The following is a 25568-nucleotide window of genomic DNA, read 5'->3' as shown; positions in this document are numbered from 1 at the left end:
TGGCAAAACAGACTCCCTGACCTGCTTAAATAAAATTTCTACTTCAATGCTTGGCATTATTTGATGAAACGCAAAATTCGATGGGTGAATAAGCCACGGTTTTTAGCGTCATTTAGCGGCTTTGTCTTATTGACAATGTGTTAACTTCTCCCCACGTCAAAAATCTTCATCTTTTTTAATGAGGTAGCAACCATGTCAATTCAGGCAATCGACGGTGTTTTACAGCAGTTACAGATGACCTCGCTTCAGGCCAATAACAAAAGCGATGAGGTCAACAGCCATATCGATTTTGGCGCGACCATGAAGGCCGCTCTGGACAAAATCAGCGAAACCCAGACCACCGCCCGTAGCCAGGCGCAGGCGTTCGAAATGGGGAAACCCGGTGTCGCTTTAAACGATGTGATGGTCGATCTGCAAAAATCGTCTATCTCCATGCAGATGGGGATTCAGGTCAGGAACAAGCTGGTTTCGGCCTATACCGACATCATGAACATGCAGGTGTAGTCGGGAAAACGGGTCTTTATTATCAGGTATATGCCTGGCGGCGTTGAGTTGGGACAAGAGCGATACAGAATGTGGCTTTACCAAAAGCGCCTTCTTGTTGCTTTATACGTGTTCAACGATGCAATCGTACACCTGATAACCTTTCCTGATGCGTTCAGGCCATGCCAGCCGCGCGCGGTAGCCGAGTTGGGCCTGTCAGGGCAGCGTCTGAGACGCGATTGTCGCACCACAACCTGCCTCATCATCCCTTTACTTCAGACATCTACCTGTCGGTGTTTATTCTCCTTTTCTTGCCGAAAGAAAATATATCCTGCATCTTTATCCTTCGCTTCCGTGCAGGCGTTCACTATGACATTTTCGCTGTGCCGGTTACGGCTGCATGACGCCATCCGCTAAAGTATTTTCAGCACGGTTCCTGCGTCAAAAAATATCATTTCTAATGTTGTAATTTTTCTACGACTTTTAAAAGCAAAATTAGTTAGCTTAATAACTAAAAATATCCCTGAAGGTGGGAAGTAAAAAATGAAATACTGAAAGCAAAAGATGTAATCTGGTATGTATTCGTAAGCCAGCAAAACCTGTTTACCTTAACGGCGACGCGGGTTGCGACAGCAGCGTAACAGGCACCACGCGGCTTGTATCCCCGGTTACACATCAAACGGAAATATTCCTCTTCTAATCTAATTAAAATATTTAACTGTTTAAATCTGTCGCCTGATATTAATGTCAGTATTCATTCTGCTCACGGATATATCAACATGAGATACTTAATTCAAACACTTCTCACGAACTCAAAAAGTGGTGAGCAGATTAAATATGAAGTCTATTCGGAAAACCGGAAGTCAGATTTTATAGATAAAATCCCGGAAGGTTCCTGCACAGTGATTTCTTACAAACTGACTGAGGGGACGATTCAGTTGCTGGATCGGGATGTGAATCTGCAACCGTTATTCGATGCCCATCGACCGGCGCAGGATGTTTTTTATCCAGACGGCCCTCACCGGATTAATCTTGAGATGCTGGTCGATTATTTAAATCAGCAAGCCTGATCACGTGCAGAGGGGGCCCGCTCCCGTATCCGGCGTTTTTCTGCGCCTGCGATCCGTGTGAATAAAGGGCCAAAGCCTGTTGCCCGCCCGTCCCTGACCGTTGCCAGGCGAGCAGCCCACATGCCAGGCCAGCTGGGTTAACGAGCAGGGAGGCATGGCTTCTCATCCTGCTGGCCTTAAAATAATGGCTGCACCGGCTTCAAAGCATGGTGCAGATCACCGTCTGCCCCGGTTCAGTGGGCAGACGGTGACATGTCATGATGCTTTGAAAGGATCCTTTTTATCATCCTGACTGTCATCATTTTTTCTGGGCACTTCACCGTGATCTTTCGGTGCATCGTTTGCGGGATGATCATCTTCCTCGTAGGCATTTCCCGCATTAGGTGCGGCTTCGGGTAATCCTTTGCTGACATCGCCTTCATGTTTACGTTTATCGTTACTTTGGTTGTGCATCGTTTGCTCCTCTTTGTCGTCCTCTAAGTCTAGACCAGCACAACAAAGCTGTGAGCGGAGACCCGTCAGCATATTTATCATCACGTAAGGACGGGGTATGACACCGCCGTTTTCCGCCTGACCACGGCGAGAAGCCATGTCCTGTAAAAGTGAATTCCGATTATTCCTAATGTAAAACCGCTATATTGTCCTACCTTTAAATCTCCAGACGATATTTTCATTGGAAAAACAACCAAAAGGAAACACAGCATGAGTGATTCAATCGAAACCAAAAGCAAAACCGATTATCTGCGTGACGTGGCATCCCAGTTGAAAGAAATGCGCCACTATGCGCAAACGAACACTGAGACGCTTTCCGCCCATTGGTTAGCCTTTGATGCCGGTGAATACAAGGATGAAGGGAATGCGGCCCGTATTGACGCATTACTGAATAAGCAGGGAACGTTGCTGGAAGATCTGGAGAAAGCCATTCAGGATATTGAAATTGAAATCAACCACAGTGAGCAGGAGAGTTAAGGTATCTCCCGCTAACTGAGGGGTGGCGATTAACGGATTAATCCGCCACCAGCCAAAACTCGGCTTCATCAAACATTTCTTCCACCAGACGCGCGACAGTGGCTTTATCATTCTTGCTGAGGTCGGTTTCTATCGCGTTACGTTCCATCGGTTTCACCTTGACCTCGATGTCAGGAAAAACACGATGCACACGCTTTTCAAGCTCTGCCAATATCATGTCGCGCGCCCCTGGCAGGCCCGCGACATTACGCTTATCGTAAATTAACTCTACAAACATAATAACCATCCCTTCAGGGCAAAATCGCGTTGCCATTTTACTGTAAATAAAAACAGTATCAAGCTGATGTTTGCATGAATCCGTTTTTTAGGTCCCGCGTAGAAAAGCATTTTTATCTGGTTTACTCTGAGGGCGCTCTTAACGATATATGCGCTCACTCACCGGGAGAAGTGCAATGCGACAGTTGGTTATTGATATTCTGCTTAAACTGGCAAAAATGGATGTCGATGCAAAGGAACTGACTGCTCAGGTCGAAGCGCAGTCATTGCTGGTTGCCGCTTTATTAGTCCAGGCGAAACAAGATAATGCGTTAACGATTTCTGAGACGGTGCAGGATGCCATTGTCACGGCATCGCGTTCCTCATCAGAGTTCATGCAGTCTGATATTGATCTGTTGCTCACGCACCTCAACCGATTACTGGCCGTGGCTAAGTATGTTGAGGTGAGGGGAAAGCTCGAACAAGAAGAGTGATGGCTAACGCTGGCGGCAGCAAGGTTTTCTGCCGCCAGCGAGGCCGTATCAGGGGCATTAACCGTTTGTTGTCACGACGCTGCGCAACGCCATAGCCGTTATTCTTCCTGTCCGTACAGCTGAGGTATAGCTAGAGCTCGTTCTTAATACAAAATTCTTCCCAACTCATTCCCAGAGATTCGGCATGCGATCGGAGATAGGCTTCGATGGCTTCGGCGGCGACGGCTTTATCCGGCTCTGCCAGTTGAATCGAAAAAATCATACCATCAAGATTTTTCTGGCGTAAAAAGGCGGCATAAATGCGTTCGGCGTGCCACTCGCGCAATTCACGCAGGGACATATTGGCGGCACGGGCATCCTGTTCGGTCAGTTCATCGAGTGCGGCCTGAAAATCGGCATGGGCAGTGAAGAACATTTGGCGTGCCTGGGCATAATAAGCTTCTGGAGTTTTCATGACAAATCTCTGAGATGTAATGCAGGGCGACAGTGTAGCCTGTTGTGCCTCCCTTGTCAGGCCGGAGAGGACAGGTTCATTCACAGCGATAAAAGCGGGCAGGGAAGGGAATAAACATCACCCGGTGCGTGATGAATTCAGGAAAAGCGCGCTTTACGTTGATTTCATCCCTCAGATATCTTGCACATCTGGCGGTAAAAATTATAACGTAGCCGCCATTAACCGGATTTAGGGATCAAAGATGAAAAACTGGATGCTGATTGCCACACTGGCGCTGAGTGGCTGCGCACAAATAAACAGTTATCAAAGTGCGGTGCAAACGCCGGCCCCGGCAAATTTACAAGGCAACTGGCAGACGGTTGGGCCGCAGAGTAACCTGATTAGCGACAAGGCGATTGGGAGTCTGATTATCAACGCGGACGGCAGTACGCTGGATTGCCGGCAGTGGCAACGGGTCATTGCGAAGCCAGGCAAATTGACGCAGCTGAATGGCGATTATGTCAATGTCACGCGTCAGTTACGCATTATGACACTGGATCTGGATGGCGGTGAGCTGGATTACGACGGGCTTACGTTGCGTAAGGTCGATCGACCCACGGTGGAATGCCAGAAAGCTTTACAGGAAGCGGCCCAACATCCCGGTGTGGATGTGATTCAGAATATCGAACCTGAGATTATGCGTCCGGTTCTGAACAAATAAATGACGCAAAGCGGTCCACGAGACCGCTTTGCGCTGATGCGCAGGCTGTTACCGCGCCAGAAAAAGCAGCGGACCTGTGGTTTTATGCCTCAACAACCCAGACACTCACGCTGCCTGCATTACAGCGAAACACGGCGCTGCCGGCGTCGTCCGTCGTAACGGTATCGGATTGATGTCCCAGATAGTCATACCATACTTTCCCGGCATATCCTTCTCCCATTGAAATCTGTTTTTCCCCCGCTTCGCCATTCGACATGATCACAATACAGCCCGGCTTTTCAGCGGTTCCGCTGCGGCTGAACGCGACGCAGTTAGGATGGTCGAAGTAATCGGTTTGCGCGCCCCAGCCAAATTGCTGACGGGCACGAATCAGCCCTTCGAGTTCAGGAATGACCGGCATATCGACCTGATGCATTTCACCGTCTCCGCCTTCATCCTCATAGTGGGCACCGAACAGGTCCGGATAAAAAATGGTCGGAACGCCTTGCTCGCGCAACAGAATCAGCGCATAAGCCAGCGGCTTAAACCAGGCTTCAACGGGCGCTTCCAGAGACTGCAGCGGCTGTGTGTCGTGGTTGGCCACGATAGTCACGGCATGCCACGGGTCGGCTAATACCAACGAGTTATCAAAAATTTTGCTCAGGTCATAATCGCTGCCGGCTTTAGACGCCTGATGAAAATTCATATGCAGCGGGGCGTCAAACAGCAGCGTTTTGCCTTCCACCTGAATGATATATTCCTGCAACTTTTCGGTTTCAAAGGACCAGTATTCCGCCACAATAAACAGCGGTTCGTTAGCGACGTCCTGAATATGTTCGATCCAGTCTTTGTAAAACCAGGCCGGGATATGTTTTACCGCGTCCAGACGAAAGCCGGTGCAGGGGACCTGCTCCATGACCCAGCGCGCCCAGTATTTGAGTTCTTCGCTCACCGCCTTATTGCGGAAATCAACATTGGCGCCCATCAGATAATCAAAGTTACCTAACTCGTTATCCACCTGGTCGTTCCAGCCTTCAGCGGTGTAATCGTTGATAATTTTGAACACGCCGTTTTCATCGGGATTTTCAATATGGTCGACCCCGCTAAAACACTTATGATCCCAGATGAATGTCGAGTATTCGCCTGCCCGCGCCGGAAACGTAAACTTTGTCCAGGCTTCGCATTCCACGACCTCGGGATAAATTTCATCACGATTATCCGGGTTAACGCGATTTACGCTCACCTGTTCTTTCTCGTCCGCGCCCATTTTATGGTTGAGAACCACATCCAGCAGCACGCCAATGTTGTGGCTGCGCAGCGCATTGACGGCAGCCAGCAACTGCTGCTTATCACCATATTTGGTGGCGACGCTGCCTTTTTGCTCAAACTCGCCTAAATCGAAGAGATCGTAGCTGTCATAACCCACCGAGTAACCACCGGACTCGCCTTTATAGCAAGGGGGCAGCCAGACCATGTTGATGCCGATGTCATTAAGCAGGGCCGCTTTTTCTGCGACTTCCGGCCACAGCGTGCTGCCATCGGGATAATACCAGTGGAAAAACTGCAAAAGGGTTGGGTTGTGCATGACAAACGTCCAGTCAGAGGAGAGGGAACTGGAAGTATGGGATAAGAGTGAAGAAATTACGCGGGTAAACTAAAAAAAGAGTGTTTACCCGCATAAGTCGGCCTTTACTGGTCTTTTGGGTAAAGGATATTACCCGCCATCTTGCCGTAAGAAGAGACAATGTTGTGTTGCTGCGTTGAGGTCGTGACCAGCGAGCGCAGTTCGCTCATACGTTCACCCAGCAACGTCTTCAGCGTGGTTTCATTCTTCAGAATTTGTTCAAGTACCGGGCGAATTTGTGCCCGCTGTAATGCGGACAGCGCACTGGCATCGTTATCACGCGCAACACGCTCGACGCTACTAACGTAAGTTGATTCGCAACTAAGCAACTCATCCCATTGTCCCTGCCGGGCATTTTCCAGCATGGCATTACTGAGCGTGAGTAAGTGTTGATATCCTTTTAGCAGCTCGAGTGGATGACTCATTAAAAGGTATCCTGCTGTGGCTGGTAATTAGGGCCAATCTGTTTCCACGCATCCGCAATATTATTGAGCAAGCCTTCGACTTCCGTAATGGCCTCAAGGTCGTTGTTCAGGTTAGCCTGTAACAGACGACGGGTCATATATTCATACAGATCGTCGAGATTAGCGGAAATTTCACCGCCAACCTCATGGTTCAGGCCTGCGCGCAGCCCGTTAGTAATGATATTAATGGCCTTAGATAAGGCGTTACCTTTACCGGGAATATCGCCTTGCTCAATTAAAATGGCAGCTTTTTTCATGGCGCTCAGGGCGCCATCAAAAAGCAGCACGACCAGCTGATGTGGGCTGGCGCTTAATACGGCGCTTTCCACACCTACCTGCGCATAGGCCTGAATACCGGACTTAGCGTACATGCTTACCACTCCTGTTATAGTTTGGCGAACTGCTGGGTCAAATAGTTACCGGTCTGGGTCATGGAGCTGACCAGGGTAGACAGACTGGTAAACTGTGTTTTGTAACGCGCCATGGTCGCCGCAATCTGGCTGTTTACTTCGTCGTACTGATCGGACAGTTTTTTCAGTGAGGTATTAATGCCGTTAGTGGCATTTTGTACCTGTCCGTCACTGGCCAGTATCTGCGTCAGTTTGTTATTTGCCTGTGTGGCAAACCCGGTTGTTTTACCGTCACCCGTCAGAAAGTTCAGGACATCTGTCGGTTGATTGGTCAGGGCTTTGTCCAGTTTGGTGCTGTCCACAGTCAGCTTGCCGTTAACGTCCTGCGTGATCCCCAGTTGTGACAGACTGGTCAGGTTTCCGCTGGCTTGTGCGCTGGACAGTTGACTGCGCAGGCTGGTCTGGATGTTACGTAAGGTATTATCACCCAACAGATCGCCGTTACCGGAACTTTGCGACTCACCCGCTTTCACCGCGGTATATTTCGTCTGGTTACCGATAGTGGTTTGCAGGGAGTTGTAGGCATCCACGTAAGCCTGGATTGCCGCTGTCATTGGCTGATTGTCTGTGGCGACGGTCAGCGTTTCCGGTGTATTTGCAGCGGTGGTTTTCGTCAGGTTGAGCGTGACACCTTCAGGCGCGTCCGTGACGGTATTGCTGCTGCGGGTGATGGACACGCCGTTAATTTTTAACTGCGCATCTTTAGCGGCAACCTGTTCGGTCATCGCGTTGCTGCTGCCACCCGAACTGTAATTAATATACTGGGACAGCGTGCCGTCGTCCGTACTGACCGTCATCGCATTCGCTGTGCCACTGTCGCGTGCAGTCAGAGACAGATAATAGGTATTATCGTCTGCTTTAATAATACTGGCGTTTACGCTGCCTTGCTGTTTATTAATCGCATCGCGAATATCAGACAGGCTGGTTTGATCTTTGCTCAGTGTTACCGTGAGCGGCGATTTCTGCCCAGACTGGGAAATCGTAATCGTGCGAGATGCCAGGCTCTGATCACCTAAATCGGTATCTTTACTGCTGGCTGATTTTGACAGCAGCGATTGCGAAGAGGCGAGTTGAGTAACCTCAATAGAATAGTTACCGGCGGAGGCTTTGCTCGCCAGCGTGGCAGTGAAAGCGGTATTCGTGCTGGTGACTTTCGTAGCCGCAATTGTCGAGGCATTTTGCAATGCCGCCGCCGCGGTCTGCAATTTTGACAGGCCGGTTTTCACCACGCCCCAGGCGGTAAGCTGAGCGTTATAGGACGCCTGCTGCTTAGTAATAGGCGTCAGTTTAGTCTGCTCAGCGGATTCCAGGCTGCTGTAGAGAGTATTCAGGTCGAGGTTCGTACCAGCACCGAGTGAACTTACACTTGCCATGCTTTAATCCTTTACGAGTTTACGTTAAGTGAAATGGGTATCGGCAGCGAGTGGCAAAAGATTAGCCTGTTTCTGAAAAAATTGATGGCTGAATAAAACCCCTTTCTTTAATTGTCTTCCCGGATTTGGCTGGCGAAAAATTACTGAATTTTTTTTCTAAAGGTTGAACGAGGGCTGACGATAATCAGGTTGTCGGTAAGCTAGCCGAATTCAGACGCCTAATATGGCTCAATTTTTTAAAGGAAAAACATCATGGCAGTGATTAACACTAACACCCTGTCGCTGGTTACCCAGAACAACCTGAGCAAGTCACAGTCTTCTCTGGGTACTGCAATTGAGCGCCTGTCTTCTGGCCTGCGTATCAACAGCGCAAAAGACGATGCAGCCGGCGAAGCTATCGCTAACCGCTTCAGCTCTAACATCAACGGCCTGACCGTTGCAGCCCGTAACGCCAACGACGGTATCTCTCTGTCGCAGACGGCTGAAGGCGCCCTGACTGAAGTGAACAACAACCTGCAGCGTGTACGTGACCTGACCGTTCAGGCGCAGAACAGCTCTAACTCAGCATCTGACATCGACTCAATCCAGGCTGAAGTTAACCAGCGTATGCAGGAAATCGACCGCGTCACCAAGCAGACCGATTTCAACGGCATCAAAGTTCTGAACACCGGTTCAGGCAGCACCACTTATAACTTCCAGGTTGGCGCAAAAGACGGCGAAACCATCGGTATCACCATCAGCTCAAGCGACGGTTTTGACCTGGCAGCAGCGGGCCAGTCTGGCACCACTCAGAACACCAGCTCAACAACCGGTCAGACCGTTAACGGTAACGCGCGTACCACTTCAGCTATCGGTTTCGACGTGCTGAAAGGCGCAGTAACCGGCGGTACCGGCGGTACTGCAGCAGGTACCACACCGCTGGCCGACATTGACAAGGCGATCAAAGCCGTTGACAACCAGCGCAGCCTGCTGGGTGCGTCTCAGAACCGTTTTGAGTCCACCATCAGCAACCTGAACAACACCGTGACCAACCTGACCGCTGCCCGCAGCCGTATTCAGGATGCGGACTACGCGACGGAAGTGTCAAACATGTCCCGCGCGCAGATCCTGCAGCAGGCCGGTTCTTCTGTACTGGCACAGGCTAACCAGGTGCCACAGACCATGCTGTCTCTGCTGCGTTAATCGCCGCACAGCCCGTCTGATTAAAAGCGCCCTCAGAAATGAGGGCGTTTTTTTTTGCCAAATCGGTTAAAAAAATTTAAGTAATGTATAAAGTTTGTCCCCCGTTCGACGATAACAATAATGAAGGCGATAAAGCCGCAGCCCAAATCTGAACCCTATCATCATGAAGGATAATTATTATGGCAGTCATTAATACCAATACCCTGTCGCTGGTTACTCAGAACAACCTGACCAAATCTCAGTCATCACTGGGTACGGCGATTGAGCGCCTGTCTTCTGGCCTGCGTATCAACAGCGCAAAAGACGACGCAGCCGGCGAAGCTATCGCTAACCGCTTCAGCTCTAACATCAACGGCCTGACCGTTGCAGCCCGTAACGCCAACGACGGTATCTCTCTGTCGCAGACGGCTGAAGGCGCCCTGACTGAAGTGAACAACAACCTGCAGCGTGTACGTGACCTGACCGTTCAGGCGCAGAACAGCTCTAACTCAGCGTCTGACATTGACTCAATCCAGGCGGAAGTTAACCAGCGCATGGAAGAGATCAACCGCGTTACTCAGCAGACTGACTTTAACGGTATTAAAGTGTTGAATACCGGTTCAGGTTCTCAGACGTATAACTTCCAGGTTGGCGCAAAAGACGGCGAAACCATCGGTATCACCATCAGTGCAAGCAACGGTTTCAACCTGTTCAATACCTCTGGTGCGACTGCTCAGACAACCGGTCAGACTATCAATGGCAACGCGCGTACTACCGCGGCTGAAGGTTTTGACGTGATGAGCGGGACCGTAACAAGCGGTGGCACCACCGATGGTTCACCTCTGGCGGACATCGATGCGGCCATCAAAGCGGTCGACAACCAGCGCAGCCTGCTGGGTGCGTCTCAGAACCGTTTTGAGTCCACCATCAGCAACCTGAACAACACCGTGACCAACCTGACCGCTGCCCGCAGCCGTATTCAGGATGCGGACTACGCAACGGAAGTGTCAAACATGTCCCGCGCGCAGATCCTGCAGCAGGCCGGTTCTTCTGTACTGGCACAGGCCAACCAGGTGCCACAGACCATGCTGTCTCTGCTGCGTTAATCGCCGCACAGCCCGTCAGATTAAAAACGCTCTCAGAAATGAGGGCGTTTTTTTTAATCGGTCTAATTAGCCCGCTTTGCTATAGCTTTTCCCGCCCTAAGTTAATGCCCAAAAATTTACAATAGCCTGAAACAGGTAAGGTACTTACGTGCAGGATAGTGCTATGCACAACCAGAGGATGTCAGATGAACAGGCTTTTAATAAGCATTGACCGAGTTGAGCAGTTTTCTCTTCACGTGAATGAGGCGCTCGATATCATTGATGTTTTTTTACCCGGGGGATGGCAGGTGGATATTGTCACCAGTACCTATGGTAAAACGCTGTCGTTTGAACTGGAAAAGTACAAATCCAACCCGGCTTTCCGCATTATCAGTGATAAGCAAGGCACGCTCGCTGATGCTTATAGCCTCATCTGGGTCTATAAGGGTTTTATTGCACAAAAATTGTTACCCGTGCTGGAAACGTTAACAGGCACGGCCCCGGTTATTTTCCGCCACTTTTATGATTATCATGACATTTATATGCCGTGGGGCGCTGAGCTGGAAAATCAGCTCGCCTCCCTGTCATTGAGTTTGTCGCCTGTGGTGTCAGAACGTTTGCTGCAAAACGGACTGCTATCCAGTCAGATCGCTGTTTTGCCGTTTACCGTTCCTTCCGCATTCAGTTGCTATCCATCTCGTAATGCCCGCACTGCGCTCAAACGCATACTTTATTACGCTCCGGATATTTCCGCCGAAATGTATGAGCTGCAACAGCAACTGAAAAGTCAGTCCATTACGCTGGAATGGTTCGACTGTAGCCAGCCTGTGAGTCGGATTGAGCCTGAGTGGCTGGACAACTACGATATGGTCATGGGTGGCGATGAAATTGTGGCCAAGGCGTTAATACTGGGTATTCCGGTATTTTTAGCGTCTACAACCGGCGTGGAAGGTTATCTGAACGCGCATAACCTTCAGGAGTTTGAACAATCGCATTTTACCGTGGTGAATCTGCAGTTTTGCCCGGAGACGGAGGAGTGGATCGCCGCACTCAAACGGGGTTTCAGTGAGGCCGTGGCATGGACCCGGGCAAACCAGGGCCGCTTTGGCGATAAATGGACGATGCCTGCTGCGATCCAGACTATCCTCAGCCAGCTCCCTGCGCCCAAACGCTGGTCCATGGATGACCCGGCGCAACATGCGTTACGCTTTCATAGACAGTCCGTCCTGTCCTGGGCCGATAAAAATTACTCTATTGAGCAGTGGCTGAAAGACAGGTCAATTACCGAAGCCCGACGCGCAGCGTTACAGTCATTTATTCAGTCTGTGCCCGAAAGTGGCGACATCGGGATCGTGATCATTGATGAAAACAGTGATGCCGCAGCCTGTGAACGTTCCCTTGCCGCCGTCAGGCAGCAAACATTGCCGCCCGCGACGGTCATGTTACTGAGCGATGTCGATATTGCGTTAAATGAGAGGACGATAAGCGCCTGTCCCTCAGGCTGGGTCGCTGAACTTAACGAGGTCGTTTATCACCAAACCGGGCCAGCCGCGCTGTTGCTGGTGATGGCAGGGGATGAGCTTTTGCCTGACGCGTTGCTGTTGCTGGCAGAGCAGCGTTTGCGACGCCCGGAAACGGCTGTGTGGTATGTCGATGAAACCTTTAATGATGATATGAATGAGCCGGGAGCGATTCTTCGTCCCGATCCCAATATCGATCTGTTAAGAAGTACGCCTTACGTAGGCCGCACGTTGCTGTTTGACCGCCGGAAAGTGCAGGCGGCGGGGAAGGGCGAGGATGCCGTCAATCCTCTGATCATGTATGAATGGCTGTGGCGTTGCATTGAAAATCAGGGACCGGGCGCGCTCGGACATGTGGCAGATGTCGTAGTCAGAGGCCAAAAAGAGAACGGGCGCTGGAATGAAGCGCAGTCCTGTGAAGCCGGCTATCGGCGCGTTGTCGAGGCGCATTTACAGCGTTTAGGGATAAAAGCGTCACTTGATGCCGGCGTGAATCCCGGTTTTGCACGGGTGCGCTATCAGTGGGACACGCAGCCTCTCATTTCCATTATCGTCCCCACGCGTGACCATGCCACCTTACTGCGTGCCTGCATCGATACGTTGATGGAGAAAACGCGTTATCCCTATTATGAATTACTGATCGTCGACAATCAGTCCGTGGATGCGCAGGCCTGTACCTTTCTCAACGATCTCGACAAACTCAATATCGAACAGATTAAGGTACTGCGTTACGACGCGCCGTTTAATTTCGCCGCCATGCATAATCGCGCCGCAGAGCAGGCGAAGGGCGACGTCTTGTTGTTCCTGGATAACGACTGCCAGATTACGCAACCTGACTGGCTGGATGCGCTACTGGAGCATGCACTGCGGCCAGAGGTCGCATTAGTCGGGGCGCGCCTTGAATACCACGATGGCCGGGTTCAGCACGGCGGTTATCTGCTGGGGGTACAGAACGGCGTTGACAGTCCGTGGGAGGGGATGCAGGAACATGCCAGAGGTTTCCAGAGCTATCTGCAAACGGAGCACAATCTTGCTGCAGTGAGTGCGTCCTGCATGATGGTCCGCAAAGACGTGTTCTTTAGTCTGGGTGGCTTTGCTGAGAACGATTTCCCGCTTTACTTCGCGGATGTCGATTTGGGGTTACGTGCGCAGCAACAAGGTTACTTAAACGTCTGGACGCCGTGGTCGCGTGTTCGCCATATGGGCGGTGCAACGCGGTTGATGCCAGAAAAGTTCAACGTACAGGAAAGGCCGTTTCAGCATGACTATAGTCGGCTTCGCCAGCAGTGGCGCGCTACGCTGTTAAAGGATCCCAGTAACCATCCGCTGATGCAGCGGGCAGGTAAACCGTTTACGCTGGGTGCAGGGACGGCGCGTTTTCAGCAGCCGCTGCCGGGCAGGCCACTGCCTGTCGTGCTGGCACACCATGTCGACTGGCAGGGATGTGGCAATCACCGCATCCTGCAACCGTTCAAGGCCATGGAAAGTCAGTTGCTGCTTGAGGGCGGACTGACTCAGCAAATTCCCGGCGTAATGGAAATCGCACTGTTACAGCCTGATATTATTGTGCTGGAGTCGCTGAGTGGCGGTCGTTTCCCGTCGGTCATGGCGCAATATCGCGACGTCTGCGATGCCAAAATCGTGGTTGAGTACGACGACTACCTGCTCAACGTACCGGTGAAAAATGGCAACCGTAACCAGTTCCCTAAACAGATTGTCAAAAATCTTCGCAAAGTAATGGAGTGCGCGGACTGGGTGGTTGTGTCAACCGCACCGTTAGCGGATGCCTACAGCCGTTTCCATCATGACATCCGCATTGCACAGAACCGTCTCGCAGAAGGTCAGTGGGGCCATTTGACCAGCCAGCGCGGCGTGGGGCGTAAAGTGCGTATCGGCTGGGCGGGCGGCAGTACGCATGCCGGTGACCTGCAAATTTTGCTGCCGCTTATCAAGGAGCTGGAGGACAAGGTTGAATGGGTTTTCATGGGAATGAAACCGCGGGGCGTGCACTGTGAGTTCCACACTGGCGTGCCGTTTGATATGTACCCCGAAAAGCTGGCCAGCCTGAACCTGGATCTGGCGCTGGTGCCGCTCGAAGTCAACCAGTTCAATGAATGCAAAAGTAATTTGCGGTTACTGGAGATCGGCACCTGTGGCGTGCCGATCATTGCCACCAGTATCGAACCCTATCGTTGTGGCCTGCCCGTCACGCTCGTCGAAAACCGCTTTAAAGACTGGATGGGCGCTATACGCGCGCACCTTGCGGATATGGATGCCACTCGTCGTCTGGGCGATCAACTTCGCGCGGCGGTCCATCAGGACTGGTACCTGAGGGAGCAGGGATTAAACGAATGGCAGAGAAGTTGGCTTTCTGCCTGAGACAGTGGCGGCGCGTCGTCCTGATGATGACGCCGTCGTTACATGACTGGATATAACGTCTCCCTGGAGACACACGACGTTCAGGCAACGCCAGCTTTTCATTGTCGCGCCTGTAGAAAAAGAGGCTGTTATGCGTGGGTTCACCTTTCCTTACTTACTTCTGGCACCGGATTACATCGAATCTTCATCCGGCGTTCAGGTTATCCATCAGCTCTGTCACATGATTAATGAACAGGGCGGTAAAGCCTGGATGGTTAATTGCCGCGTGAATCCAGAATGGAATACGCCGGTGATAAACAGTGAAGACTGGAAAGTTATTCAAAACAGCGGGCAACCCTGGATTGCCATTTACCCTGAAATCGTATCGGGTAATCCTCTTTCCGCGCCCGTATGTGTTCGCTATATGCTGAACCGGGAAGGCGTGATCATGAATAACCGGATCCATGAAGGACCGGATGATTTATTTTTCTGGTACCGCAATGAGTTTGCTGAAAAAGCCGTTGACCCACAAATATTGGGAATCGAATCCTTTGATCTGCAATTATTTTGTGACGACAACCCGCAGAAAGACCTGAATATCCTCTACCTGAATCGTGTGCCTGAGTCGGTCGTTGATTTCAGCCAGCTACCCGCGGATACCAAAATCTTGTCCATGGCAAACCCATTGACGCTGAAAGAACTTGCCGTTGTGCTCAAGCGTACGCGCGTATTTTATTCGTATGAGTCCTCGGGCACCTGCGCAATGGCGATTTTATGCGGAAGTCCTGTAGTTGCGTTAACCGCACCGGGTTATGAAAAGTATGCCATTACGCAGGAAACCGTGCGTGACAACGGTGGCGCTGGATTTTGCTGGGAAAACACCCAGGAAGCTATTGATACCGAGCGCCAGAATTTATGGAAGATGCGAGACTATTTTCTGGTCCGACGCGCGCGAAGTCAGCAACAGTTTGAAAACTTCGTTACGTTGACACAAGAAAAGGCCGAACAACGTGCCGCGCAGGATAAGCGACACGCTTTGAATGACTGGCTGTATAAGCGGCAACTTCCGGCTCCTGCTGAAGAGGTGCAGAGTCCTTCATCACTGCCACTCCTCAGAATGCTGATTGCCGTCCAGCCAGGCAGCGAAGCGGACAGGACCTCGACGCTGAATGCCTTATTGCCTCAGTTAGATCAGGTAACAGGATGCGCAGTTTTACTGGCGACGCCGCAGGAAACGTGCCACGTTTCTGACGATCGTGTCTTTCAGATTCGGTCTGATGTGTGGCTGAATGAAATGAATTGTCATCTGGAGCAGAACGTTTACGACTGGATATACGTCGTTCCTGCCGGGTGTCAGTTTACAGCGGAAAGTTTACGACTCCTTGCTGAGGCCTTGCACAGCAGAACGGGATGCGCCTTTGTTTACGCGGATGAAGGCCTCTCTGACAAGGAAGGGAAAATTCATCCTCATTTTAAGCCTGCATTTTGCCCGGACCTTTTTCTGAGTCAGCCTTCACTCTACCTTAAGCGCGGGATCTTCGCGCGAAACGCCTTGATGGCTATCGGCGGGTTTAATGCTGATTTATCCGCGTGCTATGAGCTGGATGCGATTACGCGACTGTTAGCTACGCGCGATAGCAACGTGTTTGGTCATGTTTCAGAGGTCTTTACCGTGACGCCTCTGAACAGCTGTGTGGCACAGGATCTGCAGCAGGAACATGCTGTGTTGCAATCTTATCTTCAGCAGCAGGGCTTCAGCCAGGGTGTAGTGGAGCACCAGCCGGGTAAGCCGTGGCGGTTAAGATACAGCACGGAGCCGGTGATTTCGCTCAGCATCATACTTGTCGCTGGCACAGATATCCATCAACTGCAGTGTTGCATCACTACGTTATTTGAACAAACCCATCAACCTGTATGCCAGTTGATTGTTATTGTGACGCCGGCGACCTCTGAGGCCATCACGGCCTGGCTGACGACAAATTTGTCAACAGCGTCGGTTAACATCAACATCCTGAAAAGTCATGGCAGCCAAACCCAGGAAGCGGCGATTAATGAGGCAGTAGGGCAGGCAGAAGGCGAGTTTCTGCTGTTGTTGGATCCCCGTGTTTTATTTGTCAGCCGCGGCTGGCTGGAGGCGCTGGCATGTCATGCCCTTCGGCATGATGTTGTCTGCGTCGCGCCTCATATTATCAACCTGGACAGTCAGATCTTATGTGCCGGAGAAATTCTTGGGGTCAGGGGCCTGGCCTTCCCCGTTGGTTATGCCGAAAGATGGGGCAATGCAGGCTACCTGTCACGCTATCAAAGCGACTGTAGTTATTCGACGTTGGCCACAGACTGTCTGTTAATCAGAAAAGACAGATGGCTGGAGGTCGGTGGATTTGATACGGCTTATACACAACCTCTGCTGGCCAGACTGGACCTGAATCTGCGACTGGTTCAGCAGGGCGGTCGGGCAATATGCACACCTTACAGCGTTGTAGCGAAACAGGAAGCCGTGACGGACTTTCCGCCACAATATGCGTTGTCGCCTTCACAGGAACTTGACCGTTTCTATCACGCCTGGCTCCCTGTTCTGGCAGATGATCCGGCTTATAATAAAAATTTAAGCCTGAACAGAACCCTTTTTACCGCAGACAGCACGTTAGTCACGGGCTGGAACCCGCTCAAACCTGGCGAAACACGCACCGTCATTTTTATCGCGCAGGATCAGAATGATACTGGCGTGCAGCGATTTACCACCGCGCTGGACAGGCTGATGAATGCCGGTGGCGTCAAAAGCGTGCTTCTTGAACAGATACCCTCCGCGCCAGAATTATTGCGGCATCATCCTGACGAGCTCGTTATCAGCGGCGAACTAACGGATCTCGCCTGCCAGACAATCAGGCAACTCAAAAACGCCATAACCTGTCGTGTTCATTATCTTATTCAGGACGATCCGAATGCGCGGAAATATAAAAAATTAATTGAAGATAATGTTATCGATAACTGGCTAACGTACAGCAATGCACTGGCCAATTGGCTCAAAAAGCGCCATAAACCTGTCGTTATTCTTCCCAATGTTTTAGTGCAACCCTGTCAGGATAGGGTTAAGCAGAAAAAAGACAAATGCCGTGTCGTGTGTTTCACATACGCTCTCAGGAAGAAAGATTGTGAATTACTGACTCCAGCGATAACGGCAAGTGCGGAAAAGCTTGACTGGATTGTCATTGGACATTGTCCGCCGGAATGGCTGCCTTATATCAGGGAAACGTACCGTTTTCAGACTGAGGCCCGCCTGGTCGCGCAGTTGCTGCATTGTGACGCCGATATCGCCGTGCTTGCGCGCTGCAACAATGATGAAAACCGTTACAAAGATAACAACGTACTCATGCAGTTAGCAGTAATGGGGATACCGGCGATGTATAGCGATCATCCTACATTCGGTGAGTCCGTTCCCGGCTGGAGAGTAAAACATAACCCGAACGCCTGGAAAGAGGCTATCGCAACGCTTTGTGCTGATACGTCGCTGAGTGACACGCTCAGTCAGCAGTTGAAAGAAAAAGCGTATAACGAGGTAAACCAGGACGCGCTTATGACACTTTTCGGCCGGATACAGGCGTTATCTGAAGCCACTCAGGCATAAATGACGTGCAGAGACAGCGCGCCAGATAAAAGCCCTGTACGCATTCAACAATTATTTAAGGTCAGGAAGTTATCCGATGAAGATAAACAAACCCTCATCAAATGTGCTGGTGACAAGTCCTCTTCTGCCGCCCCTGGAAGAGTTCCTGCCTTATTTAGAACGTATCTGGGACAGTAAACAGCTCACAAATGGTGGTCCGTATCACCAGGAGCTGGAACGGGCCCTTGCCGATTATCTCGGTGTCGAGCACCTCAGTTTGTTCGCGAACGGTACCCTGGCGCTGGTGACTGCGCTTCAGGCGCTCAGAATCACGGGAGAGGTGATTACCACTCCCTATTCTTTCGTCGCGACATCCCATTCCTTATTATGGAACGGCATAAAACCCATATTCGTCGATATTGATCCTGTTACCTGCAATATCGATCCTGAAAAAATCGAATCCGCCATCACGCCTACCACCAGTGCAATTTTACCCGTTCACTGCTATGGCATTCCCTGCGATGTCGAACGCATTCAACGTATTGCCGACAACTACGGTCTGAAAGTCATCTACGATGCCGCGCACTGTTTTGGTGTTAAACAAAAAAACGTCAGTATCCTGAATCACGGCGATCTTTCTGTTTTAAGCTTCCATGCGACAAAGGTATTTAACACGTTTGAAGGCGGCGCCATTATCTGCCCGAATGAAAAAATCAAACGACGTATTGATTATTTAAAGAATTTTGGCTTTGCCGATGAAACCACGGTGGTTGCGCCGGGTATCAATGGCAAAATGAATGAAGTTCAGGCGGCATTTGGATTACTCCAGCTGAAGCATGTGGATTCAGCGCTGGCTAAGCGTAAAGTCATCTACGAAAAATATCAGCAGGCATTAGGGCATATACACGGACTTACGCTACTACCGCTCGTTGATGAAACCGACTGGAACTATGCGTATTGCCCGGTCTTTGTTCACGCGGGATTATTCCCGATGACGCGTGATGAACTGTATCATCACTTCAAAAGCCAAAATATTTATGTCAGACGGTATTTTTATCCGCTCATCTCCGATTTCCCGATGTACAAAGGCTATGAATCATCGGCTCCTTCAAATTTGCCGGTGGCCAGTCAAATTTCTCAGCAGGTGTTGTGTTTACCGGTGCATCCAAACCTGGCGGAAGCGGATCAGGATGAGATTATTAACATTATTATGCGCGCCAGCAATGTGAATGCTGCGTAAGGCTTCAATCCGGATCTTTACAAGCCCGTCAGGCAAAAAGGAACATGCGTTTGCCTGACGCTGCACATCTCACATGCTTTCCATCTGCACGATCTTGCTTTCTTAATCGTTTCTCATCTCAAAAAATCGTTGCTGACAGCGGTATATCGAAAAAGAAACGGGAAGGGCACAGACGACGGATACAGGTAATGAGAACAACTCTGCCCGGCTGATACGCGAGAGCCGGGCTGATGCAAAAAAATCAGGCAGGAATCGCGTACAACACCAGTTCAAAAGCATGAACAGGATGATGGGCGCGGAGATAAAATCGATACCCGGGCATAATGCTTTTGATATAAGCAGGAATCTTTATAAGATCATCCGGTTTGTGATAAGCGCTGATTGCCAACAGTGGGTAACAGCGTTGAATACTGTTTTTCGCCCCCTCCAGCGCAGAAAGCTCAGCGCCTTCAATATCCATTTTGATAAATGTCACCTTACTGTCCGCAATAACGCTATCGAGTGTGGTTAATGCGATACTGTTAGTCGTGACCTTTTCAGTAATTTTTGAATCCAACGCTTTTCCTGAGTCGAAATACAGCGTTGTCTCTTCACTCCATACGCCTGCCTGGTGGCATTCACAATACGCTTTATCCGCTGTAGCGGCACACAGCAACGGATAATTGACGTCGTCAGGTTCGAAGGCAAAGATTTTTTTCGGCGAAGGGAGTCCGCGGGTGGCCAGTGCGGCTTCGAAAGCATTCACGCTGTCACCATTATAAGCACCACAGTCAACAAAAACCTCGGACTTACTCAACGCGACAATATCGGTTGGGAAGTAATGGTTCTCATCATACACTGTTTTAATATAGTCAGGGCGTGCGCTAATACGCTGATTCATGAATGCGATAAACGTCTCGCGAGATTTATCATCACCAAGACTTTCATATAAGGAATTCAGGGCGTCAGCATGGGTCTGACAAAAATCATAGGAAATAATATCTTCGGTGTTTACGCCTGTAAAAGAGGGGTCATAGACCAGCACTTCAGATTGAACGTCTGATAATGAATTTAAAAACGCCTGCTCCACATACTGTAGTGCAATAATAAAATTATATTTTTTATTGGTGTTGAGCAAACTTTCCAGAGGGACAACAGTCAGTTCGTTTAACGTTTGACCAGGAGAAAAATACATTTCATTGACCGCTACATAATCGATATGCAAGTGATTACGCGCCATATATTCACTGGTCTTGGTAGCCAGACAGCCTGCGCCAATGAGGACTACCGGATTACCGTTTTGGTACATTTTCTCCAGCGTAACGAGAAAATGGTTATTTTTCTCGACTATTTCACTAAGAAAACTCATGAGGAACTCCGTTATATTTTATCTTTTTATTGTTTAAAGGGTACATTTTTGCTGACTTGTTGCACTTTTCGCGGCACTTTCAAGAAAGTGAAGCCCGCGAGCCGCAACGTCTGAACCCATCACGTAATCGTTAGGTTCCCCTCTCAATGCAGAGGCAATGTCAGCATAATAATTGGCAAATGCTTCAATAAAGCCAGCAGGGTGACCCGCTTTAAAACGGCAGTAACGTGCATCAGCAGCAACAATGTTGTCATTGGCTGTGCGATCGATAACAGAACGACTGCCTTGCAAACCGCTGACATACAGGAATTCAGGATCCATCTGGAGCCATTCTGCGCTGCCCTGACTTCCCATGACGCGAATCCGCAGGCCATTTCGGTATCCCAGAGCGGCTTTGCCATACCAGTAATTACACGTCATACCGCTTTGATAACGCGATAAGATATGTACGGTGTCGATAACGCCGGGAATTTTGGCGTACGTATCATTGATCGCATAAATATCGACGGCGTGATCCCCGGTGATAAATTCAATAAGCTGGTGAACATGAACGCCAAGATCGAGCGAAACGGTTGGAATGACGGCATCCTGCTGCCGCCATCTCTGCGGTTTTGGCACATCGCCATGCTGATTATGGCGTGCAAAACCTTCCTGAGGCATTTCAACCATGACCTGCTGAATGGCCCCGAAATCGCCGCGCTGTACGCGCTTTTGCAGTTCGCGCACCATGGGATAGCCACTGTAATTGTAAGTGACAAACAATTTTGCCTGATGTTGGTGCTCGCTGTTCATGATGTGCAAAGCGCTTTGATGGCTTTCAACCATCGCCTTTTCGCAAATTACAGCCAGACCGTTTTCGAAACAGGCGGTGATAATTTCATGATGGTCAGGGGTGGGTGTTAACACCGCAACTGCATCAAGATGATGGCGCTCCTGCAAAATAAACGCCTGAATACTGTCGTAAATACGTTCAGGATGAATATTCCAACTCTCACCCGTGTGACGATTCTGCTCAGGATTGCGACTAAAACAGCCCGCCACAAGCGTAAAATCCCCGTCGAGCTGTGAGGCAATTTTATGGGTAAGACCAATAGCCGAATTCGCGCCACCGCCAATAAAACCAAGTTGTAGTCGTTTTTTCATATCGGTTTCCTAGTACTTACCAAGCGTAAAAAAATTTTTTAACTGTGGTGTGAAGCGGGCCAGTTCATCACGTTGGTGGAATTCAGCAAAAATAAGCGCGGCGCGATCGTGAGGCGCGCGCTGGATTCTCTCGCCTGTTTTCTTAAGTGGCAGAAAAGAAAGGATATTGGCCGGTAATGCTGCGAAGCTGACGGAGGTAAAGGTTTGTTCCTGATCAACAGACACAGTATGGCGAGCGATTAATCTGACATGTTCGGGACGCCGATTGGCTGGCGTAAAAGGTGTGCCGGTAAAGGCATGGGTGAACCAGAGTGAATAAGGCGTGTCTGTAGAATATTCAATGAGTTGATTATACAGGTCACCCGGGCATCGGCGTGTCATTTCTATCAGAGAAAAGCTTTTACCATCCGAGATAAACTGAGTGTGCAGTAAACCATCACAAAGCCCGAGCTCATCAACGAGTGCCTGTATACAGTCGCTGACCTGGTCTTTTATCGACGCAGGAAGATTGAGGCTGAGGCTACTACTGTTTACCTGCCAGGGGTAAACGGTACAAAATTCATCGACAAAGTATTCGACCGCCACTTTTCCATTCACGATAAAAGCGGAGTGGCTGTGTAAATCACCGGCTATCCAGCGCTCTATAAGCGCCTGGCCACAGGATGATGCCGCACAGGCGTCTCGCCAGGCGGCGGAGATGTGTTCGCGCTCAGCCACCAGTGAAATCCCTAATCCGCTGTAGGAATCGACAGGTTTTATCATCAACGGTAACGGAAGTTGCGCCGCCTCTTCAGGACAGCTCACGGCCACAGGGACTGGATAACCCTTATTCTGTGCCCACTGGCGGAAGACGTCTTTTTTAAAAATAATTTCTGCTACATCAGGTCGATCAAAACCGCGTAAGCCCATTGCCTCAGCGACACTGGCACCCGTAAGGTAAGACACATCGGTAACACCAGGCAGAAGTGATGTAATATTGAGGGATTTCGCCAGGGTCAGTACGTCCTGTACATTGGCATAATTCAGGCAAAAAGAGTGGGCCGCGAGTTGATGACCCGGATCCTGCGGTTTGCCGCTGCATACGGCTGTTTCATAACCGGAATGCTTAAGTGCCATCAAAAGAGGCATGGCAGCAAAACCGGCATCCAGCATAAGTGCTTTTTTATTACTGCTCATTATGATTTGCCTGAGGTGGTGCAGCTAACACATTGTTTAGCTGGCAAAGTTTTTTCCTGGTATGGATGGGGTGCCAGGCGCGCTTTTATAGCAGATTGTAATCCCGGCAGGCCGAACTGATGCCGTAAATAAAGCCCTTTTTAGTGTGTATTTAACGCAAACGGGGACAGGCAGGCTCGTCAGGAACCGCGCTTCTTTCTGGCGGCAACGTGAATGTTTTATGCAGAGTCATAATGACCGGAATGGCAGAGACAGGCAGACGCCACAAAGCGATATAACGCTGTATTAATACAGTAAAGCAACATCGCAGTATTGATTGCATTGCCGCCGTGACTGAATGGTACTGTTTTGTGTGCTGACAAGCCTGATCGATAAGATGCATCTTCAGGCTTACAGCAAAGGCTCAGAGGTTTTGATAGCCGGATTTCAGGCTACGATAATAAGTGGAACGCAGTAAGGCTTCTGAGAGTTGTTCACGCGGTTGTGAAGAAAAGAAGTGATAGTTAATTTTACAGGCCAGAGAAAGCCCTGTTTCGCGCATCATGAAATAATGCTGTTCGCCACTGCCTACCTCTGGAGCAATATAGTTTTTAAGCAAATCGTTGCCGCCAAGATCGAAGTTCTTATTCTCTTTAAATAAATCAAAAAAGATTGCACTAAAGAAAATGCTTAAATGTTTGTTATTGGGGTGGCTTACCGTGCTGTAGCAATGTTTATCTTTTAACAGGGCGTCCCGATAAAAGTCTGAATAATCAAACGCCACCTTACCTTCTTTGAACAACCGCTGGTAGCGATTAGCGTCGTCCATGATCATGTTATGCTGCCTGGCCTCGTCGTAACTGACATTGTGGTACGCAGCAACGGCATCCGCACAGGCATGTGCGGTCAAATAGAGATGTAAAAAACGGTAATCAACATACACCATCTAATCGGGCACGGCAGCAGAATAATACCCTAGCTGCGGTGCTGATACGCTTGATTCCATTGTGGGTAATATGCGGATATCGAAATACTCGGTCAGTTTCGCGGTTGACAGCAAACCCCAGCGTTCAGAATGATACTGCATATAAATATGATCGCAGCTTTCAAGTTCGTGCATCAGATTGATAATGTCTCGCTGAGCATCAAGTTTATACAGAGGTGTATTAACAACGTGTGTTATTGCGCCACGATGAAGCTCAGAATAATTACTTAATAACTGACCAACGACTTCGAGCTGACAGTTACCAATCGTTGCTACTTTCATTACATTATCTCCTTATAAAGTATTCGCGTAGGGAAAGGGGGTCGCCAGGTGATTCAGACAGAGGCGAAGTTTATCCTGCCAGTCTGAGGGGGGGATGCCGATGGTGCTGAGAGCGTCGCTGTTCATCACACTGCGCGCCGGCCGAATCGCCGCAGACGGATAGTGCGAGCTGATAATGCCATGCACGACCACGTCCTGTTGCGCCGCGACAAAGATTGTCTGAGCGAATTCGCACCAGCTGACGGCAACGTCGCCACAATAATGGTAAAGACCGTGCTTTTCGGGCATGTCGGCGAGCGTGATCATGGCCTGGGCTAAATCACCCGCGTAGGTCGGACAACCATACTGATCGTTCACCACATGTAACTCGGAACGTCTCTGCGCCAGACGAAGCATGGTACTGACGAAGTTATTACCGTATTCGCTGAACATCCATGAAGTACGGATCACGATCGCCTCGGGCAGGACCTCAAAGACGCGCTTTTCACCTTCCCACTTACTCAGGCCGTAAAAATTAATCGGGCAGGGCGGATCCTGTTCGGTATAGGGCGTTCTTTTCACCCCGTCGAAAACATAATCTGTGGAAATATGAATGAAACGCGCCCCGATCATTTTGGCGGCCTGAGCCAGATTTTCAGGGCCAATCGCATTGATCTTTAAGGCACGTGTCCGGTCGGTTTCTGCTTTATCAACGGCGGTATAAGCCGCTGCATTCATAATGACATCGGGCTTAAATTTTTTAACCACGCGCACAACGGCAACGCGATCGGTAATATCCAGTTCCGCCGAACCACACGCCAGCGTGATCCAGTCGGCGGGAAAACGATCCAGTAAACAGCGCCCCAACTGACCATAAGCACCTGTAAGTAAAACGCGCATTACACCAACTCCTGCAATGAGAGTCCTTGTTGATTTTTCACCGATAATATCGGCTGTTCGACAGACCATTGAATCGCAACATCAGGGGCATTCCACATCAGGCAGGCTTCATCCTTAGGATTGTCATAGTGAGGACAGGTATATTCAAAATCAGCAATGTCCGGGCGCGAGACGAATGGATGCAAGTGCATCAAGAGTGAAAGGGGAAGAGAGAGCATGGGCTTGTCATAGACCGGCAGCAGTTGCTCAGAGACGCCACAGGTCACCGGATGCAGTCGGGAACCGGTTCCGCCTGCCAGTACTATGCCTTTCATCATTCGCTTCCTTCATAACTCGTCTGCGCGTGCAGCGTGATGGTGAAAGAATACGAGTGTTCGAGTGAAAGTAATGGCACGAATAACCGACAAAAAAGCGGGTAAAGTCAAGGATAAGTCCGTCCCCGCATCCATAGCGGCTAATGAAATAAATCAGCATAAGCGAAGCGGGCACATTTTATCGCGCAGTAATGCAAATCGCGTCAGCCAGACGGAAGT

Annotated in this window: 24 protein-coding genes and 1 pseudogene; 10 read left to right on the top strand and 15 right to left on the bottom strand. The window is 50.0% G+C overall.

The window, feature by feature from the left end:
* Positions 1 to 192 precede the first annotated feature (192 nt).
* Together fliE and RAC65_RS03730 are read left to right on the top strand one after the other, a co-directional pair.
* Positions 193 to 504, top strand: coding sequence for a flagellar hook-basal body complex protein FliE (gene fliE, locus RAC65_RS03735; protein ID WP_006119561.1), 312 nt, complete (start codon positions 193 to 195; stop codon positions 502 to 504).
* Positions 505 to 1262: 758 nt separating this feature from the next.
* Positions 1263 to 1553 carry a hypothetical protein gene (locus RAC65_RS03730; protein ID WP_033742072.1) on the top strand — a complete coding sequence of 97 codons (291 nt, stop codon included), beginning with the start codon at positions 1263 to 1265 and terminating at the stop codon, positions 1551 to 1553.
* A gap of 255 nt (positions 1554 to 1808) precedes the next feature.
* On the opposite strand, the gene RAC65_RS03725 is transcribed toward RAC65_RS03730, so the two are convergent.
* The gene (locus tag RAC65_RS03725; RefSeq protein WP_006119494.1) at positions 1809 to 2006 is read right to left on the bottom strand and encodes a hypothetical protein; all 198 of its coding nucleotides are present in this window, start codon (positions 2004 to 2006) and stop codon (positions 1809 to 1811) included.
* Positions 2007 to 2255: 249 nt separating this feature from the next.
* Between RAC65_RS03725 and RAC65_RS03720 the strand changes: the two genes are divergently transcribed.
* The gene (locus RAC65_RS03720; RefSeq protein WP_006119493.1) at positions 2256 to 2522 is read left to right on the top strand and encodes a hypothetical protein; all 267 of its coding nucleotides are present in this window, start codon (positions 2256 to 2258) and stop codon (positions 2520 to 2522) included.
* Positions 2523 to 2559: 37 nt separating this feature from the next.
* Here the strand turns inward: RAC65_RS03720 and RAC65_RS03715 are convergent, their stop codons facing one another.
* Positions 2560 to 2799, bottom strand: coding sequence for a DinI-like family protein (locus tag RAC65_RS03715; RefSeq protein WP_033742070.1), 240 nt, complete (start codon positions 2797 to 2799; stop codon positions 2560 to 2562).
* Positions 2800 to 2974: 175 nt separating this feature from the next.
* Between RAC65_RS03715 and iraP the strand changes: the two genes are divergently transcribed.
* Positions 2975 to 3271 carry an anti-adapter protein IraP gene (gene iraP / locus RAC65_RS03710; protein WP_006119490.1) on the top strand — a complete coding sequence of 99 codons (297 nt, stop codon included), beginning with the start codon at positions 2975 to 2977 and terminating at the stop codon, positions 3269 to 3271.
* A gap of 130 nt (positions 3272 to 3401) precedes the next feature.
* Here the strand turns inward: iraP and RAC65_RS03705 are convergent, their stop codons facing one another.
* Positions 3402 to 3725, bottom strand: a complete 324-nt coding sequence (locus RAC65_RS03705) for a DUF6388 family protein (RefSeq protein ID WP_006119488.1) — start codon at positions 3723 to 3725, stop codon at positions 3402 to 3404.
* Positions 3726 to 3966: 241 nt separating this feature from the next.
* On the opposite strand from RAC65_RS03705, the gene yedD reads away from it, so the two are divergent.
* Positions 3967 to 4425: a lipoprotein YedD gene (yedD, locus tag RAC65_RS03700; protein WP_006119487.1), complete on the top strand. Its 459-nt coding sequence runs from the start codon at positions 3967 to 3969 to the stop codon at positions 4423 to 4425.
* Between the two features lie 82 nt (positions 4426 to 4507).
* Here yedD and amyA read toward each other — a convergent pair whose 3' ends face one another.
* From amyA to fliD, 4 genes are all read right to left on the bottom strand, one after another.
* Positions 4508 to 5989 carry an alpha-amylase gene (gene amyA / locus RAC65_RS03695; RefSeq protein ID WP_375096367.1) on the bottom strand — a complete coding sequence of 494 codons (1482 nt, stop codon included), beginning with the start codon at positions 5987 to 5989 and terminating at the stop codon, positions 4508 to 4510.
* A 104-nt stretch (positions 5990 to 6093) separates the two neighbouring features.
* On the bottom strand, positions 6094 to 6453 hold the full coding sequence (gene fliT, locus RAC65_RS03690) for a flagellar protein FliT (protein ID WP_033742064.1): 360 nt from the start codon (positions 6451 to 6453) through the stop codon (positions 6094 to 6096).
* A complete protein-coding gene (gene fliS / locus RAC65_RS03685; RefSeq protein WP_033742062.1) occupies positions 6453 to 6863 on the bottom strand; it encodes a flagellar export chaperone FliS in 411 nt (136 codons plus the stop codon). The genes fliT and fliS overlap by 1 nt, the downstream gene beginning before the upstream one ends.
* 14 nt (positions 6864 to 6877) lie before the next feature.
* Entirely contained in the window at positions 6878 to 8275 is a 1398-nt protein-coding gene (fliD, locus tag RAC65_RS03680; RefSeq protein WP_033742060.1) for a flagellar filament capping protein FliD, read from the bottom strand.
* Between the two features lie 252 nt (positions 8276 to 8527).
* Here fliD and RAC65_RS03675 point away from each other — a divergent pair, with 252 nt between their 5' ends.
* From RAC65_RS03675 to RAC65_RS03655, 5 genes are all read left to right on the top strand, one after another.
* Positions 8528 to 9457 carry a flagellin gene (locus RAC65_RS03675; RefSeq protein WP_006119482.1) on the top strand — a complete coding sequence of 310 codons (930 nt, stop codon included), beginning with the start codon at positions 8528 to 8530 and terminating at the stop codon, positions 9455 to 9457.
* A 179-nt stretch (positions 9458 to 9636) separates the two neighbouring features.
* A complete protein-coding gene (locus RAC65_RS03670; RefSeq protein ID WP_039342628.1) occupies positions 9637 to 10542 on the top strand; it encodes a flagellin in 906 nt (301 codons plus the stop codon).
* A 185-nt stretch (positions 10543 to 10727) separates the two neighbouring features.
* Positions 10728 to 14420, top strand: coding sequence for a glycosyltransferase (locus RAC65_RS03665; protein ID WP_375096366.1), 3693 nt, complete (start codon positions 10728 to 10730; stop codon positions 14418 to 14420).
* 130 nt (positions 14421 to 14550) lie between these two features.
* The gene (locus tag RAC65_RS03660) at positions 14551 to 18024 is read left to right on the top strand and encodes a glycosyl transferase family 2 (protein WP_375096365.1); all 3474 of its coding nucleotides are present in this window, start codon (positions 14551 to 14553) and stop codon (positions 18022 to 18024) included.
* 76 nt (positions 18025 to 18100) lie between these two features.
* A complete protein-coding gene (locus RAC65_RS03655; RefSeq protein ID WP_164482095.1) occupies positions 18101 to 19243 on the top strand; it encodes a DegT/DnrJ/EryC1/StrS aminotransferase family protein in 1143 nt (380 codons plus the stop codon).
* 241 nt (positions 19244 to 19484) lie between these two features.
* Here RAC65_RS03655 and RAC65_RS03650 read toward each other — a convergent pair whose 3' ends face one another.
* The 8 genes and pseudogenes from RAC65_RS03650 to RAC65_RS03615 all read right to left on the bottom strand — a co-directional run.
* Positions 19485 to 20591, bottom strand: coding sequence for an FkbM family methyltransferase (locus tag RAC65_RS03650; protein ID WP_375096364.1), 1107 nt, complete (start codon positions 20589 to 20591; stop codon positions 19485 to 19487).
* Between the two features lie 33 nt (positions 20592 to 20624).
* Positions 20625 to 21734 (bottom strand): Gfo/Idh/MocA family protein, encoded by a 1110-nt coding sequence (locus RAC65_RS03645; protein WP_006118881.1) that lies wholly within the window; start codon positions 21732 to 21734, stop codon positions 20625 to 20627.
* 9 nt (positions 21735 to 21743) lie between these two features.
* Entirely contained in the window at positions 21744 to 22910 is a 1167-nt protein-coding gene (locus tag RAC65_RS03640) for an acetyl-CoA carboxylase biotin carboxylase subunit family protein (protein ID WP_058701500.1), read from the bottom strand.
* A 403-nt stretch (positions 22911 to 23313) separates the two neighbouring features.
* Positions 23314 to 23724 (bottom strand): hypothetical protein, encoded by a 411-nt coding sequence (locus RAC65_RS03635; protein ID WP_375096363.1) that lies wholly within the window; start codon positions 23722 to 23724, stop codon positions 23314 to 23316.
* A gap of 111 nt (positions 23725 to 23835) precedes the next feature.
* The gene (locus RAC65_RS03630) at positions 23836 to 24156 is read right to left on the bottom strand and encodes a hypothetical protein (RefSeq protein WP_375096362.1); all 321 of its coding nucleotides are present in this window, start codon (positions 24154 to 24156) and stop codon (positions 23836 to 23838) included.
* 12 nt (positions 24157 to 24168) lie between these two features.
* On the bottom strand, positions 24169 to 25035 hold the full coding sequence (gene rfbD, locus RAC65_RS03625) for a dTDP-4-dehydrorhamnose reductase (RefSeq protein ID WP_375096361.1): 867 nt from the start codon (positions 25033 to 25035) through the stop codon (positions 24169 to 24171).
* Positions 25035 to 25226, bottom strand: a complete 192-nt coding sequence (locus tag RAC65_RS03620) for a dTDP-4-dehydrorhamnose 3,5-epimerase family protein (RefSeq protein ID WP_226374530.1) — start codon at positions 25224 to 25226, stop codon at positions 25035 to 25037. Before RAC65_RS03620 ends, rfbD begins: the two co-directional genes overlap by 1 nt.
* Positions 25224 to 25352, bottom strand: a pseudogene (locus tag RAC65_RS03615) (sugar phosphate nucleotidyltransferase); the annotation flags it as partial. The gene RAC65_RS03620 and the pseudogene RAC65_RS03615, both read right to left, overlap by 3 nt.
* Positions 25353 to 25568: the final 216 nt, after the last annotated feature.

The sequence above is a fragment of the Pantoea sp. BS_8 genome, assembly GCF_041954965.1.
Lineage (GTDB): Bacteria > Pseudomonadota > Gammaproteobacteria > Enterobacterales > Enterobacteriaceae > Pantoea > Pantoea stewartii.
This window is presented reverse-complemented; position numbering and strand designations above follow the sequence as displayed.

Coding starts and splice junctions, on each gene's coding strand:
- fliE (WP_006119561.1), top strand. CDS start 193: ATGTCAATTCAGGCAATCGACGGTGTTTTACAGCAGTTACAGATGACC.
- RAC65_RS03730 (WP_033742072.1), top strand. CDS start 1,263: ATGAGATACTTAATTCAAACACTTCTCACGAACTCAAAAAGTGGTGAG.
- RAC65_RS03725 (WP_006119494.1), bottom strand. CDS start 2,006: ATGCACAACCAAAGTAACGATAAACGTAAACATGAAGGCGATGTCAGC.
- RAC65_RS03720 (WP_006119493.1), top strand. CDS start 2,256: ATGAGTGATTCAATCGAAACCAAAAGCAAAACCGATTATCTGCGTGAC.
- RAC65_RS03715 (WP_033742070.1), bottom strand. CDS start 2,799: ATGTTTGTAGAGTTAATTTACGATAAGCGTAATGTCGCGGGCCTGCCA.
- iraP (WP_006119490.1), top strand. CDS start 2,975: ATGCGACAGTTGGTTATTGATATTCTGCTTAAACTGGCAAAAATGGAT.
- RAC65_RS03705 (WP_006119488.1), bottom strand. CDS start 3,725: ATGAAAACTCCAGAAGCTTATTATGCCCAGGCACGCCAAATGTTCTTC.
- yedD (WP_006119487.1), top strand. CDS start 3,967: ATGAAAAACTGGATGCTGATTGCCACACTGGCGCTGAGTGGCTGCGCA.
- amyA (WP_375096367.1), bottom strand. CDS start 5,989: ATGCACAACCCAACCCTTTTGCAGTTTTTCCACTGGTATTATCCCGAT.
- fliT (WP_033742064.1), bottom strand. CDS start 6,453: ATGAGTCATCCACTCGAGCTGCTAAAAGGATATCAACACTTACTCACG.
- fliS (WP_033742062.1), bottom strand. CDS start 6,863: ATGTACGCTAAGTCCGGTATTCAGGCCTATGCGCAGGTAGGTGTGGAA.
- fliD (WP_033742060.1), bottom strand. CDS start 8,275: ATGGCAAGTGTAAGTTCACTCGGTGCTGGTACGAACCTCGACCTGAAT.
- RAC65_RS03675 (WP_006119482.1), top strand. CDS start 8,528: ATGGCAGTGATTAACACTAACACCCTGTCGCTGGTTACCCAGAACAAC.
- RAC65_RS03670 (WP_039342628.1), top strand. CDS start 9,637: ATGGCAGTCATTAATACCAATACCCTGTCGCTGGTTACTCAGAACAAC.
- RAC65_RS03665 (WP_375096366.1), top strand. CDS start 10,728: ATGAACAGGCTTTTAATAAGCATTGACCGAGTTGAGCAGTTTTCTCTT.
- RAC65_RS03660 (WP_375096365.1), top strand. CDS start 14,551: ATGCGTGGGTTCACCTTTCCTTACTTACTTCTGGCACCGGATTACATC.
- RAC65_RS03655 (WP_164482095.1), top strand. CDS start 18,101: ATGAAGATAAACAAACCCTCATCAAATGTGCTGGTGACAAGTCCTCTT.
- RAC65_RS03650 (WP_375096364.1), bottom strand. CDS start 20,591: ATGAGTTTTCTTAGTGAAATAGTCGAGAAAAATAACCATTTTCTCGTT.
- RAC65_RS03645 (WP_006118881.1), bottom strand. CDS start 21,734: ATGAAAAAACGACTACAACTTGGTTTTATTGGCGGTGGCGCGAATTCG.
- RAC65_RS03640 (WP_058701500.1), bottom strand. CDS start 22,910: ATGAGCAGTAATAAAAAAGCACTTATGCTGGATGCCGGTTTTGCTGCC.
- RAC65_RS03635 (WP_375096363.1), bottom strand. CDS start 23,724: ATGATCATGGACGACGCTAATCGCTACCAGCGGTTGTTCAAAGAAGGT.
- RAC65_RS03630 (WP_375096362.1), bottom strand. CDS start 24,156: ATGAAAGTAGCAACGATTGGTAACTGTCAGCTCGAAGTCGTTGGTCAG.
- rfbD (WP_375096361.1), bottom strand. CDS start 25,035: ATGCGCGTTTTACTTACAGGTGCTTATGGTCAGTTGGGGCGCTGTTTA.
- RAC65_RS03620 (WP_226374530.1), bottom strand. CDS start 25,226: ATGCACTTGCATCCATTCGTCTCGCGCCCGGACATTGCTGATTTTGAA.